The 15,595-nt window shown below is 34.8% G+C and carries 14 protein-coding genes and 2 pseudogenes; 6 read left to right on the forward strand and 10 right to left on the reverse strand.

What is annotated here, in order from left to right:
• Positions 1–827: 827 nt before the first annotated feature.
• The gene (locus EKL96_RS00005; protein WP_126457400.1) at positions 828–2,063 is read right to left on the reverse strand and encodes an ABC transporter permease; all 1,236 of its coding nucleotides are present in this window, start codon (positions 2,061–2,063) and stop codon (positions 828–830) included.
• A 78-nt stretch (positions 2,064–2,141) separates the two neighbouring features.
• On the opposite strand from EKL96_RS00005, the gene EKL96_RS00010 reads away from it, so the two are divergent.
• Entirely contained in the window at positions 2,142–3,377 is a 1,236-nt protein-coding gene (locus tag EKL96_RS00010; protein WP_126457401.1) for an exo-beta-N-acetylmuramidase NamZ domain-containing protein, read from the forward strand.
• Positions 3,378–3,451: 74 nt separating this feature from the next.
• Here EKL96_RS00010 and EKL96_RS00015 read toward each other — a convergent pair whose 3' ends face one another.
• Positions 3,452–3,946, reverse strand: coding sequence for a YkgJ family cysteine cluster protein (locus EKL96_RS00015; protein ID WP_126453140.1), 495 nt, complete (start codon positions 3,944–3,946; stop codon positions 3,452–3,454).
• 75 nt (positions 3,947–4,021) lie between these two features.
• Here EKL96_RS00015 and EKL96_RS00020 point away from each other — a divergent pair, with 75 nt between their 5' ends.
• Both EKL96_RS00020 and EKL96_RS00025 read left to right on the forward strand, forming a co-directional pair.
• Positions 4,022–4,729, forward strand: coding sequence for a class I SAM-dependent methyltransferase (locus EKL96_RS00020; RefSeq protein WP_126457402.1), 708 nt, complete (start codon positions 4,022–4,024; stop codon positions 4,727–4,729).
• Between the two features lie 22 nt (positions 4,730–4,751).
• Positions 4,752–5,294, forward strand: coding sequence for a YfiT family bacillithiol transferase (locus EKL96_RS00025; RefSeq protein ID WP_126457403.1), 543 nt, complete (start codon positions 4,752–4,754; stop codon positions 5,292–5,294).
• Between the two features lie 185 nt (positions 5,295–5,479).
• Here EKL96_RS00025 and EKL96_RS00030 read toward each other — a convergent pair whose 3' ends face one another.
• The 7 genes from EKL96_RS00030 to EKL96_RS00065 all read right to left on the reverse strand — a co-directional run bounded on the left by EKL96_RS00030 (position 5,480) and on the right by EKL96_RS00065 (position 12,060).
• Positions 5,480–6,112 (reverse strand): 7-carboxy-7-deazaguanine synthase QueE, encoded by a 633-nt coding sequence (locus EKL96_RS00030; RefSeq protein WP_126457404.1) that lies wholly within the window; start codon positions 6,110–6,112, stop codon positions 5,480–5,482.
• A gap of 210 nt (positions 6,113–6,322) precedes the next feature.
• A complete protein-coding gene (locus EKL96_RS00035; protein ID WP_317125126.1) occupies positions 6,323–8,029 on the reverse strand; it encodes a tetratricopeptide repeat protein in 1,707 nt (568 codons plus the stop codon).
• The gene (locus EKL96_RS00040) at positions 8,016–8,942 is read right to left on the reverse strand and encodes a PstS family phosphate ABC transporter substrate-binding protein (protein ID WP_126457405.1); all 927 of its coding nucleotides are present in this window, start codon (positions 8,940–8,942) and stop codon (positions 8,016–8,018) included. Before EKL96_RS00040 ends, EKL96_RS00035 begins: the two co-directional genes overlap by 14 nt.
• 230 nt (positions 8,943–9,172) lie before the next feature.
• Positions 9,173–9,970: an energy transducer TonB gene (locus EKL96_RS00050; RefSeq protein ID WP_126457406.1), complete on the reverse strand. Its 798-nt coding sequence runs from the start codon at positions 9,968–9,970 to the stop codon at positions 9,173–9,175.
• A 41-nt stretch (positions 9,971–10,011) separates the two neighbouring features.
• Positions 10,012–10,560, reverse strand: a complete 549-nt coding sequence (locus EKL96_RS00055; RefSeq protein ID WP_126453123.1) for an ExbD/TolR family protein — start codon at positions 10,558–10,560, stop codon at positions 10,012–10,014.
• A gap of 19 nt (positions 10,561–10,579) precedes the next feature.
• Positions 10,580–11,191 (reverse strand): ExbD/TolR family protein, encoded by a 612-nt coding sequence (locus EKL96_RS00060; RefSeq protein ID WP_126457407.1) that lies wholly within the window; start codon positions 11,189–11,191, stop codon positions 10,580–10,582.
• Positions 11,192–11,238: 47 nt separating this feature from the next.
• Entirely contained in the window at positions 11,239–12,060 is an 822-nt protein-coding gene (locus tag EKL96_RS00065; protein ID WP_126453117.1) for a MotA/TolQ/ExbB proton channel family protein, read from the reverse strand.
• Positions 12,061–12,433: 373 nt separating this feature from the next.
• Here EKL96_RS00065 and EKL96_RS00070 point away from each other — a divergent pair.
• The 3 genes and pseudogenes from EKL96_RS00070 to EKL96_RS00075 form a co-directional block, all read left to right on the forward strand.
• Positions 12,434–12,714: pseudogene (locus EKL96_RS00070) on the forward strand (helicase HerA-like domain-containing protein); the annotation flags it as partial.
• Between the two features lie 6 nt (positions 12,715–12,720).
• Positions 12,721–12,888 (forward strand): annotated as a pseudogene (locus EKL96_RS14660) (cupin); the annotation flags it as partial.
• Between the two features lie 42 nt (positions 12,889–12,930).
• Positions 12,931–14,190, forward strand: coding sequence for an NAD(P)/FAD-dependent oxidoreductase (locus tag EKL96_RS00075; protein WP_126457408.1), 1,260 nt, complete (start codon positions 12,931–12,933; stop codon positions 14,188–14,190).
• Between the two features lie 32 nt (positions 14,191–14,222).
• Here the strand turns inward: EKL96_RS00075 and EKL96_RS00080 are convergent, their stop codons facing one another.
• Positions 14,223–15,560 (reverse strand): FAD-dependent oxidoreductase, encoded by a 1,338-nt coding sequence (locus EKL96_RS00080; protein WP_126457409.1) that lies wholly within the window; start codon positions 15,558–15,560, stop codon positions 14,223–14,225.
• Between the last annotated feature and the right edge of the window lie 35 nt (positions 15,561–15,595).

The following is a 15,595-nucleotide window of genomic DNA, read 5'->3' on the forward strand; positions in this document are numbered from 1 at the left end:
TTATATCCCTTTCTTCTGCTTTTCTTATCAATCTGTCAAGGAACATTGCGCGTTTTGCGGGGTGCAAAGGTAACATCCGTTTTCTATTCTCACAAGCTTTATCAAATCTTTTTTTGAAAATAAATTTTCCTTTTGATCTAAGTAACTTGCCAGTATTTTAAAGAACTTCTGCACCATTACCTCACTATAATTATATTCTAATTGGTGTTCGGTAAACTTGTTTGCGGGTGCAAAACTACACCCTTTATTCGCTTTTACAAGCTTTTTAATCCCTTTTTTTTATCCTTTTCTTAACTTTTTCTTTAACTTGCTGATATCACGTTTTTTGAAGATCAAAGTTTTTTAAATAATCGTAATTCTTAACTCCCCTTTTAATCCGTTTCAATCCTAAATCACCTTTTTATCTATCCTCACAAAGCTTTAATCTCCATTCCCTTTTTTGAAACCTATCCAAATCACGCTTTATTACACTTTTATGCGCTTCCTTCTTTTTCATTTACTGAAAATTAACGCCACCATACACTATCCTAACAAAAAATCGCAACACAGTAAACGATTTTATACTATACCATATATAATGACTGAACAGCTCTTTGCTTTACTATAACTCATACAAGCTACAATTACTTGCGGCAAAACAACAAAATATTCTGGTTTCCAAATCTTCGCGTTAGGGATAGTAGTGGAAAGCCCGCAAGAAAGTGGAGTGAAACACAACTTTATGAGGACTTGTAGCGGATAGCCCGACCGTTTATAAAAAAGAGAGGCTACTATCGATATTGATAATAGCCTCTCTTTTTTATAAATGGGAACGCACTAATGATAATCTAATCGAAACGTATGGCTTTGACTGGAGAAATTTTAGTTATTATATAGGACGGAATTAATAATACAAAAAAACAAACGGTCACAGTAAGTAGGTTTAGCACTAGGATATATCCCCAATTTAAATAAACTGGTGCTTGGTTTACATAATAGTTTTCTGGATTCAACTGGATCACGCCAAATTGTTGCTGGAGTAACAATAGTGCTATTCCGATTAAGTTTCCCCAGAAAAGCCCTCTTACGATAAGATAGAAGGCATTATATAGAAATATTTTCCGGACGGACCAATTATTGGCTCCCAACGCTTTTAGGATTCCTATCATTTGGGTTCGTTCGAGAATTAATACTAATAGTGCAACCACCATGTTGATTGTGGCCACAAGAATCATGACAACTAATATAACGATGATATTAAAATCGAATAGCTGAAGCCATTCAAATATATAGCTGTATTTTTCTAGTATGGTTTTACTATCTAATGTAGAAGCTGTTTGTGCATAGACTTGTTCTCCGGTAGCTTCGATAGTATTAAAATCGTCAACAAAAACTTCGAAAGCACCAATTTGATCTGGAGTCCATTTATTGATACGCTGCATGTGACGAATATCTCCTATTATATAGGTTGCATCGAATTCCTGAAAACCGGAATTGAAGATTCCTGTAATTTTAAATCTCCGAATATTGGGCAACTGATTTTGATTTTCTTTGATGAAGAATGTATTGAACAGATCTCCTACTTTCAAATTCAACCTATTGGCAAGGAATTGAGACAATAACACTTCTTGATTCACATTTTTTGAATAATCAGGTAATTTGCCTGAAACCAGATACTCTTTTATATTATCCCATTTGTAATCATTCCCCACTCCCTTGAAAATAATTCCTTCGAAAGCGGTTTCGGTTCTAATAATTCCTGCTTTACTGGCAATGGCTTGAATATGCTCCACTTCAGGAACAGCAGTAAATTTTGGATAAAAATCTTGTTTTTTAGAAATTGGAACTACCGTGACTTCGGATTGATTGTTGTCATAATTGGAAATAACGATGTGTCCGTTGAAAGCCGCAACCTTCTCTCGGATTTTTTGTTGCAGTCCAATTCCTGTCGCTACCGAAATAATCATCATAATCATACCAATTGCAATTGCTGAAATAGCAATTTTTATAATTGGAGCAGATATGCTACTTTTATAATCTTTAGCAGTTATGAGTCTTTTGGCTATGAAATATTCTAAATTCAAAATTTATAGTTTGCAACAAAGATACATAAAGTTTTTTGCCACAGATTAAACAGATTTAAACAGATCAAAAATAGTACTATGAAATATTTTAGCTATACTTACCTCTTATTATTGACATTAGTTGTACAATCCTCTTGTGGAAGTTCTACAAAAAACAATCAGTATAGCAGCAGTACGGATAGCTTGCCAAAAATCCATTTCCAACCATTTTTTAGACCACATCAAATACCAATATTTAAAACGGGAGCCGATAATTACGAAAAATATATTTCTCTGTTAGAAAATAAAACAACAGGAATTGTAACCAATCAAACGGGAATTCTATCTGACAAAACCCATTTTGTTGATTTTTTACTTTCCAAAAATATCAATGTGCAAACTATTTTTGCTCCAGAACATGGTTTTCGTGGCACTGCTGATGCGGGAGAACATGTGGTTGATGGAAAAGATTCTAAAACCGGGCTGCCAATTATTTCTCTATACGGTGATAATAAAAAACCAAAACAAGAACACCTCGCTGGAATCGATATCATGATTTTCGACTTGCAAGATGTAGGCGCACGGTTTTATACTTACATCTCCTCGTTACATTACATCATGGAAGCTTGCGCTGAAAACAACATTCCGCTTTTAGTTCTTGACAGACCAAATCCGAATGGAAGTATAGTCGACGGTCCAATTCTTGAGCCAGAATTTACCAGTTTTGTAGGCATGCATCCAATTCCTTTGCTACATGGAATGACAATTGGCGAGTATGCTAAAATGATAAATGGAGAGAAATGGCTGAAAAATGGCATTCAATGCAAATTGACCGTTATTCCGTGTATTAATTACAACCGAAAAATGAATTATAGTTTACCTGTAAAACCTTCACCGAATCTTCCAAATGATCAAGCCGTGAATCTTTATGCAAGTTTGTGTCTGTTTGAAGGCACAAATGTAAGTGTGGGTCGTGGAACTGAAAAACAATTTCAGATTTATGGTTCTCCGTATCTACCAAAAAGTGATTTTAGTTTTATACCCAAACCAAATTTTGGCGCACAAAATCCAGTTTACAATGGCGTGAAATGTTATGGGGAAGATTTATCAACACATACAAAGGTCAGTAAACTAGAATTAAAATGGTTGATTCAAGCCTATCAAAGCACAACGGAAAAATCGAAATTCTTCAATCCTTTTTTTACCAAACTTGCAGGAACTAAAAAACTGCAACAGCAAATAGAAAATGGAATTTCCGAAAATGAAATCAGAAAAAGCTGGCAGAAAGGACTTATCGAGTTTAAAGCAATGAGAATGAAATATTTGATATACTAATTCTCACCCCCCTTCCGATCCCGAAGTTTCGGGACGGGACTCTACAAAGCAGAGGGAGACAAAATAGAAAATTTTTAAAGCGGCATTTTCTTTTTCATTTCCTCTACAATATTAAACGCTGCCGGGCATATCGCTACGTTTTTCAGGGTTAAGTCTGTAATTTGCTGGAATTTTTTTCGATCCGTATGCGGGAATTCTCTACACGCTTTTGGACGTACGTCATATATCATGCACGCATTTTCATTGTCGAGAAAAGTACAGGGTACACTTTGCAAAACATAATCTCGGTCTTCATCGATTTGAAGGTATTGCTGGATAAACTGTTGTGGCTTTTGGCGTAGGTATTTTGAAACACGCTCAATGTCGGCATCCGTAAATAATGGTCCCGTAGTTTTACAACAATTAGCACACTTTAAACAATCCGTTTTCTTGAATTCAGCATCATGCAAATCTTGCATCACGTAATCCAAATTCTTTGGTGTCTTTTTTTTCAGCTTATCAAAATACTTTTTGTTTTCGATATGCTTATCTTTGGCTTCCTTAGGGAGATTGTTTAAAATATGTTTCAAATTTAAAGTTTAAAGTTGGAACCACAAAAGTAACAAACTTGAATCCTTTAACCTTAAACTTTAAACAAAAAAAAGATGAAAGACCTTTTTGGCAAAGCCATACTTGATTTTCAAACCAATAATTCACCCGAAGATTTAATTACGGAAACTACAATATCTGAAGAAGATGAAATGAGCGTTGCCTACTTGTTTCGTTCATACGATGAAATGCCCCAAATGGAACAAAAAGCGTTACAACTTGCCAAAGGTAAAATCCTGGATGTTGGCTGTGGCGCAGGAAGCCATAGTTTATCTTTGCAAAACGAACGCAATCTAGACGTAACCTCTATTGATATTTCAGCAAATGCTATTCAAGCGTGTACCCTTCGCGGACTTAAAAAAGCAAAAGTTCAAGATGTACTGACATTAGAAAATGAAAAGTACGACACCATACTCCTATTGATGAATGGTGCTGGAATGTGCGGTAAACTTAAAAACATCCCGAATTTCCTTTTAAAACTAAAATCATTATTGAATCCCGGCGGACAAATTCTGTTGGACAGTTCTGATATAATTTATATGTTTGATGACGATGAAGATGGCGGAAAGTGGATTCCTTCCCAAAAGGAATATTATGGAGAAATCGTTTTTAATATCTCCTACAAAGGCGAGAAGGAAAAACCATTTGACTGGATGTTTATTGATTACAATACTTTGCAAAATGCAGCTTTAGATAATGGACTAAAATGCGAGTTGATTCTTGAAGGCGAACATTTTGATTATTTAGCAAAACTTTCCATTTAGAAAACACATAAAACTACTTAGTGTGGGAAATTCAGCGGTGGAAAAATTACGTTATCCTATTGGGAAATTTATCAGACCCGAGATCTATTCAAGTGAATATCTCCATAATAAAATAGCAGCAATCGCAAGTTTTCCAGAACGATTGAAAAACGAAGTCATTCATTTGACAGAGGAACAACTCGAGACACCATACCGTCAGGATGGCTGGACGATTCGTCAAGTCATTCACCATTGCGCCGACAGTCACATGAATTGTTTCGTTAGAATTAAATGGACATTAACTGAAAATAAACCGCTAATAAAAGCGTATCACGAAGATTGTTGGGCAGAATTACATGATAATTTAACGATGCCCATTCAACCCACACTTTCATTTCTTGACGGATTGCATTTTCGTTTGGCATATATAATGAACAGTCTTTCTGAAGCAGATCTTGAAAAATCTTTTATACATCCCGAACATAATACCGTTATTCAATTGAAGGAAATAATTGGAACCTATGCTTGGCATGGAAACCACCACTTAGCGCATATTACCGAATTGAAAAAAGAAAAAGGTTGGTAGCATAAGGAGCTATTTCCAGCTATTCGCTATATCTTTTTTTCTCATTAAAAAAATGAGAAAAAAAGGATGTCGCTACTATCTGGGCTAGGGAATCTGGCAACAAGAAGTAAGCCTTCCGAAAATTAATCAGTATCTGTTTTAATTCAAAAACCCAAACAGCACTTGCTATTTGAGGTTTTTAAGTATTAAGGAATATTCAAATATTTATGTGTTTGCAACGAGACACGCCATTTTGGGTTGTTCATTACATAATCAACAATTAACGGAGTCATTTCTTCTTTTTTACTCCATTCCGGTTGAAGAAATAAAATGGCATTCTCATTTACCTTATCAGCTTGCTCTTCGGCAAAAATAAAATCATGTTTATTGTAAATAATCACTTTTAATTCCTGTGCGTTATCATACACCGTCTGAGTTGGTAATTTGTTTTTCTTTGGCGACAAACAAATCCAATCCCAAGTTCCCGTAAGCGGATAAGCCCCAGAAGTTTCTATGTGCACTTTTCTATCACTATCTTTTAGCTTTTGTGTTAGCAAGCTCATGTCCCACATCAGTGGTTCACCACCAGTAACCACAACAGTTTCTGAATATTTACTTGCATTGGCAACAATTTGATCAATACTAGTTGGCGGGTGTAGCGCCGCATTCCAGCTTTCTTTAACATCACACCAATGACAACCTACATCACATCCGCCAATTCTAATAAAGTACGCAGCTGTTCCGGTATGGTATCCTTCCCCTTGAATGGTGTAAAATTCTTCCATTAAAGGAAGCATTGCACCTTTATTAACTTCTAACTGTATTTCTTTTGATAACATTCTTTAATTTTAAAGTGCAAAGATAGTTAATTAGAAAAGGAGTCCATTTGCAAACACAGACTAAAATGATAAACTTTCAATAAGCCAAAAAAGGCGTGTATTAAACCGTTTTGAAATAATTAATCCAACTCTGAATACAACGATCCTAAAATAGGAGCACAAAAAAACCGATAGCCAAAGACTATCGGTTTTTGATATTGAGACAAATTCTTATTGTTTCAAAATTTTTATTGACTCTGTCGCATAATTATTAGCAGGGTCTAATGCTAATGTTTTTTTAAAATATTCAATAGCTTTAGGCTTGTCTGTATTAGCAAAACTGGCTGCCATATTATTGTAACATTCAATAAACTTAGTTTTTACTGCAGGTTTTGCTATTTCCTCAGCACCTAATTCCATTGTTTTTAAAAGATAATCTTCATAATTTTTCACCATCAAGTCATCTTTTTCAAGTAATCTATTGGTTCTTGCTTTATACAAGTATGCTTCTAAATAAGTAGGAGAAGCAACTAATACTTTATCAAAAGCAGCATCTGCTTTTGATAAAGCAATTGCATCTACTTTTTCGCCTTCCTTTTTGTTAATATTGGCATAGTAATTCGCTAGACCAAAATAGACGTTGTCATCCAGATAATTAGTAGACTCAGGAGAACTGGCTCCAGATTCAAATACAGCTGCAGATTCTTTGTATAGTTTTTGAGAAAATAATTTTTTACCAATATCACTCAAATCTTGAACCGCTAATGGCTCCATTTCGATTGCTTTTTTAAGACCTTTCATTCCTGAATCAAAAGCAACGGAGTCTATAGCTAATCCATCTTCGCTAGTCCCTTTTTTTATTTTAGTCAAACCTAAATACAAATAATCTTTAGCGATTACTTTATTAGTTGGGGAAGCGATAAAACTTTCCAATGATTTCAATGCTAAATCAACATTTCCATTTTCATAAGCCGCATATCCTAAATAACGATAGATTCTTGGATTAACTTTGTCCAATTCGATCATTTTGTTAGCTTCCGCTTCCAGTGCAACATAATCCTCTATCAAGATTAGAAAATCAGCTCGACGCATTCTAGAGTTAATCGAGTAATCGGTTAAAGCCATATATTTATCGTAATAGCCAATTGCTTTTTTATAATTCACAGCCGCTTGAGAAGGTTTATTACGTGCAATTTTATAATAAGTCTCCGCTAATTCTCTATACACTGGTCCATAGTTAGGATTAATAGCAATAACCTCTTCATAAGCTTTTAAAGCTTCGTCATACGATTTTGCTCCTTTAAGCAAAACACCCAGTTGCATTTTTGCTCTTAGCAAAGAATTATCTGCTTGAAAAGCACTTCTATAAGCTACATAAGCTTCATTTTGTTTGCTATCACCATAGTAAGCATCACCAAGGGCAAGCTGTAACTGTGCATCATCTGCATTTTTTATGGCAGCGCGATTCAAAATAGCGATTGCATTTTTATAATCGGGCTTTTCAGCATTCATATAGGCTCTTGCTTGGTAAACGTACTCTGCAAAATCCTTTCTTTTCATGTCTTTGGTGGCCAATACAAATTTTGCTTGAGCTGCCGCAACATCATTGTTATCTAAATCCATTTGACCTAAGCCAATGTAATTCAAATTAGCTTCATCAGAAGCTGTTAATCCTTTTTGGAAATAAATTTTGGCGGAATCTTCTACATTTTGAGTAAGATATACATTCCCTAAAGTAAAAAAAGCAGCTCCATTAGATGGATTCTCCTTAATAATTGATTTTAAAATTGCCTTCGCACTTTCGAACTGTTCTGCATCGATCGCTTTTTTTGCTTGATCAATATCTTGCGCTTGACTTGCAAATGCCGATGCTAATAATGCAACACTAAACGTTTTTAATTTATTCATTTTCATTGTAGTTAATTTAATTTTTATCATTGTATATTTTTTTTCTAACCTGAATTAATCTACTCGGTGTTCGTACCGGCAGTAAACCAGATTTAAGTATTATCCGCTGTCCTCTTTCACCTGCTACAAAAGAGGCAAAACCCATTCCTAATCCAGAAGAACCCTGACAATTTATTATATACAAATCACGTGCCAAAGGATAGGTTCCCTCTGCAATATTATTTTGCGATGGCGGATAATATTGATTTCCAGTAGTACTTTTAACGCTAAGCACCTTAATTTTTTTTACAATATCTTTCATAATTCCAGAAGGTTGATAAAGCCAGTTTAGCCCCACTATTCCAATCATTCCTTCATTTTCAGACACATACTTTATTACCTCTTCATTGGTTTTAAAAGAAAAAATCCCCTTTTTCGGAAGTTCTGACACACCCGCTAATTCATTCATATAACGAACAGTACTGGAATTTGGATTATCAAAAACCAATCCCTTTATTGCCGTTTGAGACTTCCCTTGCAGAAAGGCTATAATGTCATTTAAAGCGACTAAGGTATCCTTAATTTTCTCATTTGCGATTAAAGCAATCCCATCAGTAGCGAAAGGAGTCACTTTTGGAATAATTTTTTTACCCTCAAAAATCTTATTTTCCTCAGCATTTAATTTTCTGGATAAAATGGCAATACTTAATGAATCATTTAGCAATGATCGGAGCACTTCTTTTTCAGATTTAGCATTCAACGTTATTTTTGCAGGATACACACTTTCAAAAACCGCTATCTGATCCTCAATCACAGGTTGTAATGTTTCATCAACTAGTATCGTTGTAGAACCTTTTAAAATAGTTTCTTTATTTTCCTTAGATCCTTCCGTTTTTTTACATGCAAAAAGAAATGCAAACAAAGAAAGAAAAATAAAATACGGAATTATAGCTGTTTTTTTCATGATCTAGTTGGTATTATTAATAAGTCGGATGAATCTAAAAAAAGAATATACAATAAGAAGCAAACCAAATGCTATTCTATATCCAGTATCCATTACTATGGGAAATTCTTTCATAAAGATAATAAATAAACCCAAAACCAGATAAACTAAAAAAAACATAATTCCTAAAACGAGAAGAAATCGCTCTTTGAGCGATTTCTTCTGAATATTAATACGTATGCTCTTTAACATTAATTTGCCGTTTGAATTGTAATTGGTAAAGAATACAGCACTCTGACTTTTTTACCATTTTGTTCACCCGGAGTCCATCTAGGAGACTTTTTCAAAACACGAATCGCCTCTTTCCCTGTACCATAACCAATATCTCTAATTACTTTAATATCGGTTAAAGAACCATCTTTCTCTACTACGAAAGTAACATATACTTTACCATTCAACCCGTCTTCTTCAGGAGTTTGATAATTATTACCCACATACTTGTAAAATTTCTCTATCCCACCTGGAAAATCAGGTTTAACCTCAATCCCAGCAGTGTTGTAAATTTGGTTATCTACTTCTTCTACTACCGCGGCAGTACCTGTACCTACAGGCTCTACAGTCAATACTGCATCTGGATCACCTTTTATGGTCACTGCACCTAATTTTTTGTCTTTAATTTCAACAATTTTGGGTGGTTCTTCTGTAACTTCTTCCGCTTTTGCTACAACAGGTTTCACAAATTTAACCTGATCCACTTTTGGAGGTGGAGGTGGTGGTGGCGGGATGTTTTCTTTAGGCTTTTCTTGCTTTGGCGGCAACTTTACTGCTGTAATTTTAATATCTCTATTTTCCTCTACATCAGATGTATCCGGAAGCAGACTAGCAATAAGAGGGGCACTAACGGCCAAACTAAAAAGAATACTTCCAACAATAAGCGCTCTCACTGAGGTCTTATTATTTTCTTTTCTTAGTTCATACGCTCCATAACTTTTATTTCGCCCTTCAAAAACGATATCCAGCCATTGGTTTTTAAATATATCTAATTTCATTTTTCTTAATTATTAGGTTATTAGGCTATTAGATTAAAATCTTATTTACCTTCTAACAATTTTGTTTCCTCAGGTGAAAAATCATTTACAATTGCATAAGTTGGAACGCCAACAATTGCCATTTCATCAAGTATATCAACTAAGTTACGATAATTAGATTTCTTACTTGGCTTGATGATCACAATAACTCCTTTGTCTTTGTTTCCAGTATGCTCCACTACTGATTTTTTTCTAGCCAATAATTCTTTACGAATTCCGTTTTTTCCATAGGCAATATCTTTTGGACCTGCAATTGGCGTAGCCAATAAACCCATGTAATATACCACCTTATTGTTCTCACCAAGCATAATTGTTAAAGTACGATTTTCATCTACTTTAATATCCTTATTTATTTTAGGATCGTCTTCTTTATCTGGCAACCCCAAATCCATTGATTGGGGTTTTGACAACGTAGTAGTCAGCATGAAAAATGTGATCAATAAGAATGCCAAATCCACCATAGCAGTTAAATCTACTTTTGAATTTTGTTTTTTACTTCTTACTTTACCACCTTTTCCGCCTCCACCGTCGCCGGTATTTAATTCAGCCATTGTAGTGTATGTTTTTTAATTAAAAATCTTCTCCTCTTAAACCAGTAACTAAATTAAAGCTATTGATTTTTTGATCTTGTAAAATATCCATCACCTTTTTAATTGCCTGATATTCTTCTTTTGCATCCCCTTTTATGGCTATTTGCAATTCTTTATCAGCAATTTCAATATTGGCAATACGAGCATTTTGTATCCAATCCGCTAATTGATTATCAAGTGAATCTTTTGGAATACCTGGTTGGTTTGCTTTTCCTCTGTCTGCAGCTTTCATCTCTATGATTTGCTTCAAACTTTGAATTGGCACACCAAAACCATCCATCAGTGCAAATTTATCAGCATCATCAGCTGAGAATTCAACACCATATTTTTGACCCATTAATTCTAACGTTTTTTTACGAACTTCTCTTCCTTTTAGATCAAAGAATACTTTTCCTTTTCCAATAGTAATTGTAGCCAAATCTGTCTCAGGCAATTTTGTCTGAACTGTAGAAGAAGGCGTGTCTACCGGCAATGCTTCTGGTACTTTAGCTGTAGCGGTCAAGATAAAGAACGTAAGCAAAAGAAACGCAACATCACACATCGCAGTCATGTCAATTGACGTTGACTTTTTTGACATTTTTAGTTTAGCCATTATCTTTTTTATATTTTATTTTGACGCACATGACGTCAAAAAAATTATTATTGTTTTAAGCTTCCTCTAAATCTTCTGTAAGTATTTACAATTGTAGTACCTGCTTCATCAATAGAATAGGTTAAATCATCAATTTTAGAAGTAAAGAAGTTATACGAAACGATTGCTAATACTGAAGTCGAAATTCCAGTTGCAGTGTTGATAAGTGCTTCAGAAATACCATTTGCAAGAGCCGCTTGATCAGGAGTACCTGCACTAGCTAATGCTCCAAACGCTTTAATCATCCCTGTTACCGTACCTAATAATCCTGCAAGAGTTCCTAAAGAAACCAAAGATGAAATAATAGTCATATTTTTCTCTAACATTGGCATTTCTAATGAAGTAGCCTCTTCGATTTCCTTGTGAATTGTTTCAGCAGCTTCTTCGCTATTGAATCCTTCTTTTTTAACATCTTGGTATTTGATCAAAGCTGATTTTATTGCATTTGCAACAGATCCTTTTTGTTTATCACACAAAGCGATAGCTCCATCAATATTCCCTTCTTTAATATCATCTTGTACTTTTTTCATAAACTGATCTAAGTTTCCTGATCCAGCTGCTTTTGAAATCACAAAATATCTTTCAAAAGAAAAAACAACAGTCATCAACAATAAACCCATCAAAACTGGTACAATTGGACCTCCTTTGTATACCATTGCCAAATAATTACCCGGTATTGGGTGTCCTGTATTTACTCCGCCTTCAAAATTGGCACCATCTCCCATTATAAAATTCCAAATCAACCATCCTACAAATACACATGCCACAATAATGATTCCTGAAATCATTCCTCCTCCGTTTGAACTCTTTTCTTTTTTAACGTTTGCCATTTTTTTTAATTTTAATAGTTTTAAATAATTTATTTTAGTTATAATAAACTTGTAGTGGAGCAAATTTATATTTTTAGTTCAAATAAAAAAACTTTTTTTAATTTTATTGTCATTAATTTTATTTCAAACAAACATTTAGCAATTTACTCATTGCATATATATCAAAATCTATAAGGAAATCATTCGTTTTACAAAAAAAAAAATACATTTTTAAGAAATATTAACATAAATTTTCAATAACCGTTTAAAAGCAGTCAAAAATATATTTTTTTATTATTAAGAGTAAAAAAGCAGGAAAACTGCATTATACCCCATAATTTCCTATTTTAGGATACTAATAGCAGCTTACAAATCCTTTTAATTCAAACTTATCATGACCAGAAAAGAAGATTTTATACAAGACATAACGCGTGGGTACCTTTCAAAAGGAGAGAGTATGACTTTGGAGGAGTACTATTAGGCGGAGAAGCTCTAGCAAATGCACCCATAAAAATTCCCTTAAAAACCTTAAACCGTCATGGGTTAATTGCCGGAGCTACTGGAACGGGGAAAACCAAAACGATCCAAGTTCTTTCATAACAACTATCCTCTTTTGGGATTCCTGTTTTAATGATGGACATAAAAGGCGATTTTAGTGGTATTGCTAAAGAAGGGAAATAAAAACAATTTATAATTGAAGGCGAGACCGTGGTTCTTACAGCAGGACAGTCCATAAAAATAGAGAAGAATACCCGTGTGCACTATTCCGATCCTTTTAATGAAGTCTGTGAATATTTAGCTATTTGCAAACCTTCATTTTCTTTAGAAAAAGTTAATAGAGCAGACTAACCCTTATATAATTTGTATCTTCATACTTTCAATAAAAAAAGTATGAAAGTTCAAAAAAAAATTATAATAGTTGGCGCTGGCTTTGCTGGATTGCGTTTGGCTCAAGATTTAGAAAATACAGATTTTGATGTTTTACTGATTGACAAAAACAACTACCATCAATTTCAACCCTTGATGTACCAGGTAGCCACAGCAAGGCTTGAACCTGCCAGTATCTCATTTCCGTTACGAAAAGTATTTCAGCATTCGAAAAATGTCCGCATTCGAATAGCTGATGTACTTCGTATTGATCCGGAGCACAAAATAGTACAAACCTCTATTGCTGATTTTGAGTACGACCATTTGATAATTGCCTTTGGATGCACGACTAATTATTTTGGAAATGCTGAAATAGAAAAATTTGCATTTCCCATGAAATCGGTACCGGAAGCGATCCAACTTCGCAACCAAATTCTACAAACTTTTGAAGATGCCTTAATTGCTTCACCAGAAGAGCTACAATCGCTAATGAACTTTGTGATTGTTGGCGGAGGCCCTACCGGAGTAGAACTTGCAGGAGCTTTGGCAGAAATGAAAAAAAATATTTTGCCAAAAGATTATCCGGACAAAGATTTTTCGAAACTCACCATTTATATTCTTGAAGGATCTCCGAACGTATTGAATCCAATGAGTGAAGATTCCCAAAAAACGTCTCGTAAATATCTGGAGGAACTAGGTGTCATTGTAAAAACGGATACTATTGTAAGCCATTACAACGGTAAGACCGTAAGCCTGCAAAACGGAGACACGATTGCATCCAGAAATGTGATTTGGGCAGCAGGAATTACAGGAAACACCCTGGAAGGCATTCCCAAAGAAAGTATTACCAGAGGAAATCGCTATCTTGTTGACCGATTTAATAAAATAGAAAACCTCGAAGACGTGTATGCCCTTGGTGATATTTCATTCATGGCTACTCCTAAATATCCCAATGGTCATCCGCAAGTAGCCAGTGTTGCTATAGAACAAGGAAAAGTATTAGCCACAAACTTCAAACTAAGTCTAAAAAACAAACCTCAAATCGAATACGAGTATCATGATAAGGGTTCTATGGCTACAGTAGGGAAACGAAAAGCGGTGGTCGATTTGCCAAAATTTAGTTTCCAAGGAAGATTGGCTTGGTTTACCTGGATGTTTATCCACCTTATGTTGATTTTGAGCGTCAAAAACAAACTTTCTATTTTTATCAATTGGACGTTCAGCTATTTCAATAATGACAGCACCTTACGAGTCCTACTGAAACCGGCAACAAAAGATAAATAACACCAAAAAGGACTCTGAATAGAGTCCTTTTTTTATTTTAATAATTCTAAAATGGTCTTTTCAACTACTTCTGAATCCCAGATTTCTTTGATATTTTCCATTTTTAAAATTTCTTCCATAATTGCATTTTGATAATCACCTATAGCCAACGCTTCTGTATAAGGCCGATCACTAAATGTTACACGACTGTATAGCGGAATCCATTTTTCAGGGTGCTTGTCTGAAAATGATTTTTCAATTTTCTTTTGCAAAAGGAAGTTTTCATCTGCAGTCTTAGAGCTCATTTCTAAAAAATTTCGATAGGAAAGCTCTGCAATAGCATCGGCATTTTGTTTACGGGATTTTTGATATTCGGAAAAAATAGATTTCCAATCATCTCCGTACTTTTCAATCATTTCATACAGCACTGAAATATCTTCAAAACCGGCATTCATTCCTTGTCCGTAAAAAGGTACAATGGCATGACTCGCATCCCCAATCAAGGCAACCTTATCCTCATACGTCCAAGGAAAACACTTCATGGTTACTAATGTACTGGTTGGGTTCCGGAAAAAATCTTCTGCTAATTTTGGAATAACATCAACCGTATCCGGTAAATTTTTTTCAAAAAAAGCTTCTACTGACTTCCTGTCCTTTAAGGAATCAAAGGAATTTTCTCCTTCAAAGGGCATGAATAAAGTACAGGTAAAGCTTCCGTCTAAATTGGGCAAGGCAATCAACATATATTCTCCTCGTGGCCAGATATGAAACGAATTTTTATCCAATTTATGTGATCCATCCCCGTTTGCCGGAATATTTAATTCTTTATATCCAATAGGTAGAAATTCTTGCGAATAATCGAACATACTCTGGCGCTGCATGCGGTGACGAATTCTTGAAAAAGCACCATCAGCGCCAAAAACCATATCGTATTTTTTATCTTCCCATGCACCTCTTTCGGTTTCGCCTATATGAAGCGTGGCATTTTCTAGAGTTACATCCCAAATTTTGTGCTCAAAAAAGAACTCTGCTCCTGCGGCTTCCGCCAAATCGATCATTTTTCGGTTTAAAATTCCTCTCGAAATTGAATCAATGGATTCGCCTTCCTGACCATAATTTTGAAAATTAAGCTTATCCACTAAATGAATTGCCCGTTTTTTCATGGGGATTGCGATCGCTCGAACAGCATCACCTACTCCAACTCCATCTAAGGCTTTCCAGCCGCGATTAGACATCGCTAAGTTGATAGAACGTCCTGAAAATTGTATCTTCCTGATATCTGGACTTCTATCGTAAATATGAACAGTATGACCTGCTTTACGAAGGTAAATAGCTAGTAAAGATCCGACTAGTCCAGAGCCTACAACTGCTATTTTTCGGGGAGTTTGCATTAATTTTTTATAAAAAGTTAGGCAAAATTACTGAT

Origin of the sequence: Flavobacterium sp. LS1R10, from assembly GCF_003968825.1 — a bacterium.
GTDB lineage: Bacteria > Bacteroidota > Bacteroidia > Flavobacteriales > Flavobacteriaceae > Flavobacterium.

Excerpts from the sequence above, each read along its gene's own strand:
- EKL96_RS00075 (WP_126457408.1), top strand. The coding sequence starts at position 12,931 with ATGAAAGTTCAAAAAAAAATTATAATAGTTGGCGCTGGCTTTGCTGGA.
- EKL96_RS00010 (WP_126457401.1), top strand. The coding sequence starts at position 2,142 with ATGAAATATTTTAGCTATACTTACCTCTTATTATTGACATTAGTTGTA.
- EKL96_RS00040 (WP_126457405.1), bottom strand. The coding sequence starts at position 8,942 with ATGAAAAAAACAGCTATAATTCCGTATTTTATTTTTCTTTCTTTGTTT.
- EKL96_RS00080 (WP_126457409.1), bottom strand. The coding sequence starts at position 15,560 with ATGCAAACTCCCCGAAAAATAGCAGTTGTAGGCTCTGGACTAGTCGGA.
- EKL96_RS00060 (WP_126457407.1), bottom strand. The coding sequence starts at position 11,191 with ATGGCTAAACTAAAAATGTCAAAAAAGTCAACGTCAATTGACATGACT.
- EKL96_RS00035 (WP_317125126.1), bottom strand. The coding sequence starts at position 8,029 with ATGATAAAAATTAAATTAACTACAATGAAAATGAATAAATTAAAAACG.
- EKL96_RS00020 (WP_126457402.1), top strand. The coding sequence starts at position 4,022 with ATGAAAGACCTTTTTGGCAAAGCCATACTTGATTTTCAAACCAATAAT.
- EKL96_RS00030 (WP_126457404.1), bottom strand. The coding sequence starts at position 6,112 with ATGTTATCAAAAGAAATACAGTTAGAAGTTAATAAAGGTGCAATGCTT.
- EKL96_RS00055 (WP_126453123.1), bottom strand. The coding sequence starts at position 10,560 with ATGGCTGAATTAAATACCGGCGACGGTGGAGGCGGAAAAGGTGGTAAA.
- EKL96_RS00065 (WP_126453117.1), bottom strand. The coding sequence starts at position 12,060 with ATGGCAAACGTTAAAAAAGAAAAGAGTTCAAACGGAGGAGGAATGATT.
- EKL96_RS00050 (WP_126457406.1), bottom strand. The coding sequence starts at position 9,970 with ATGAAATTAGATATATTTAAAAACCAATGGCTGGATATCGTTTTTGAA.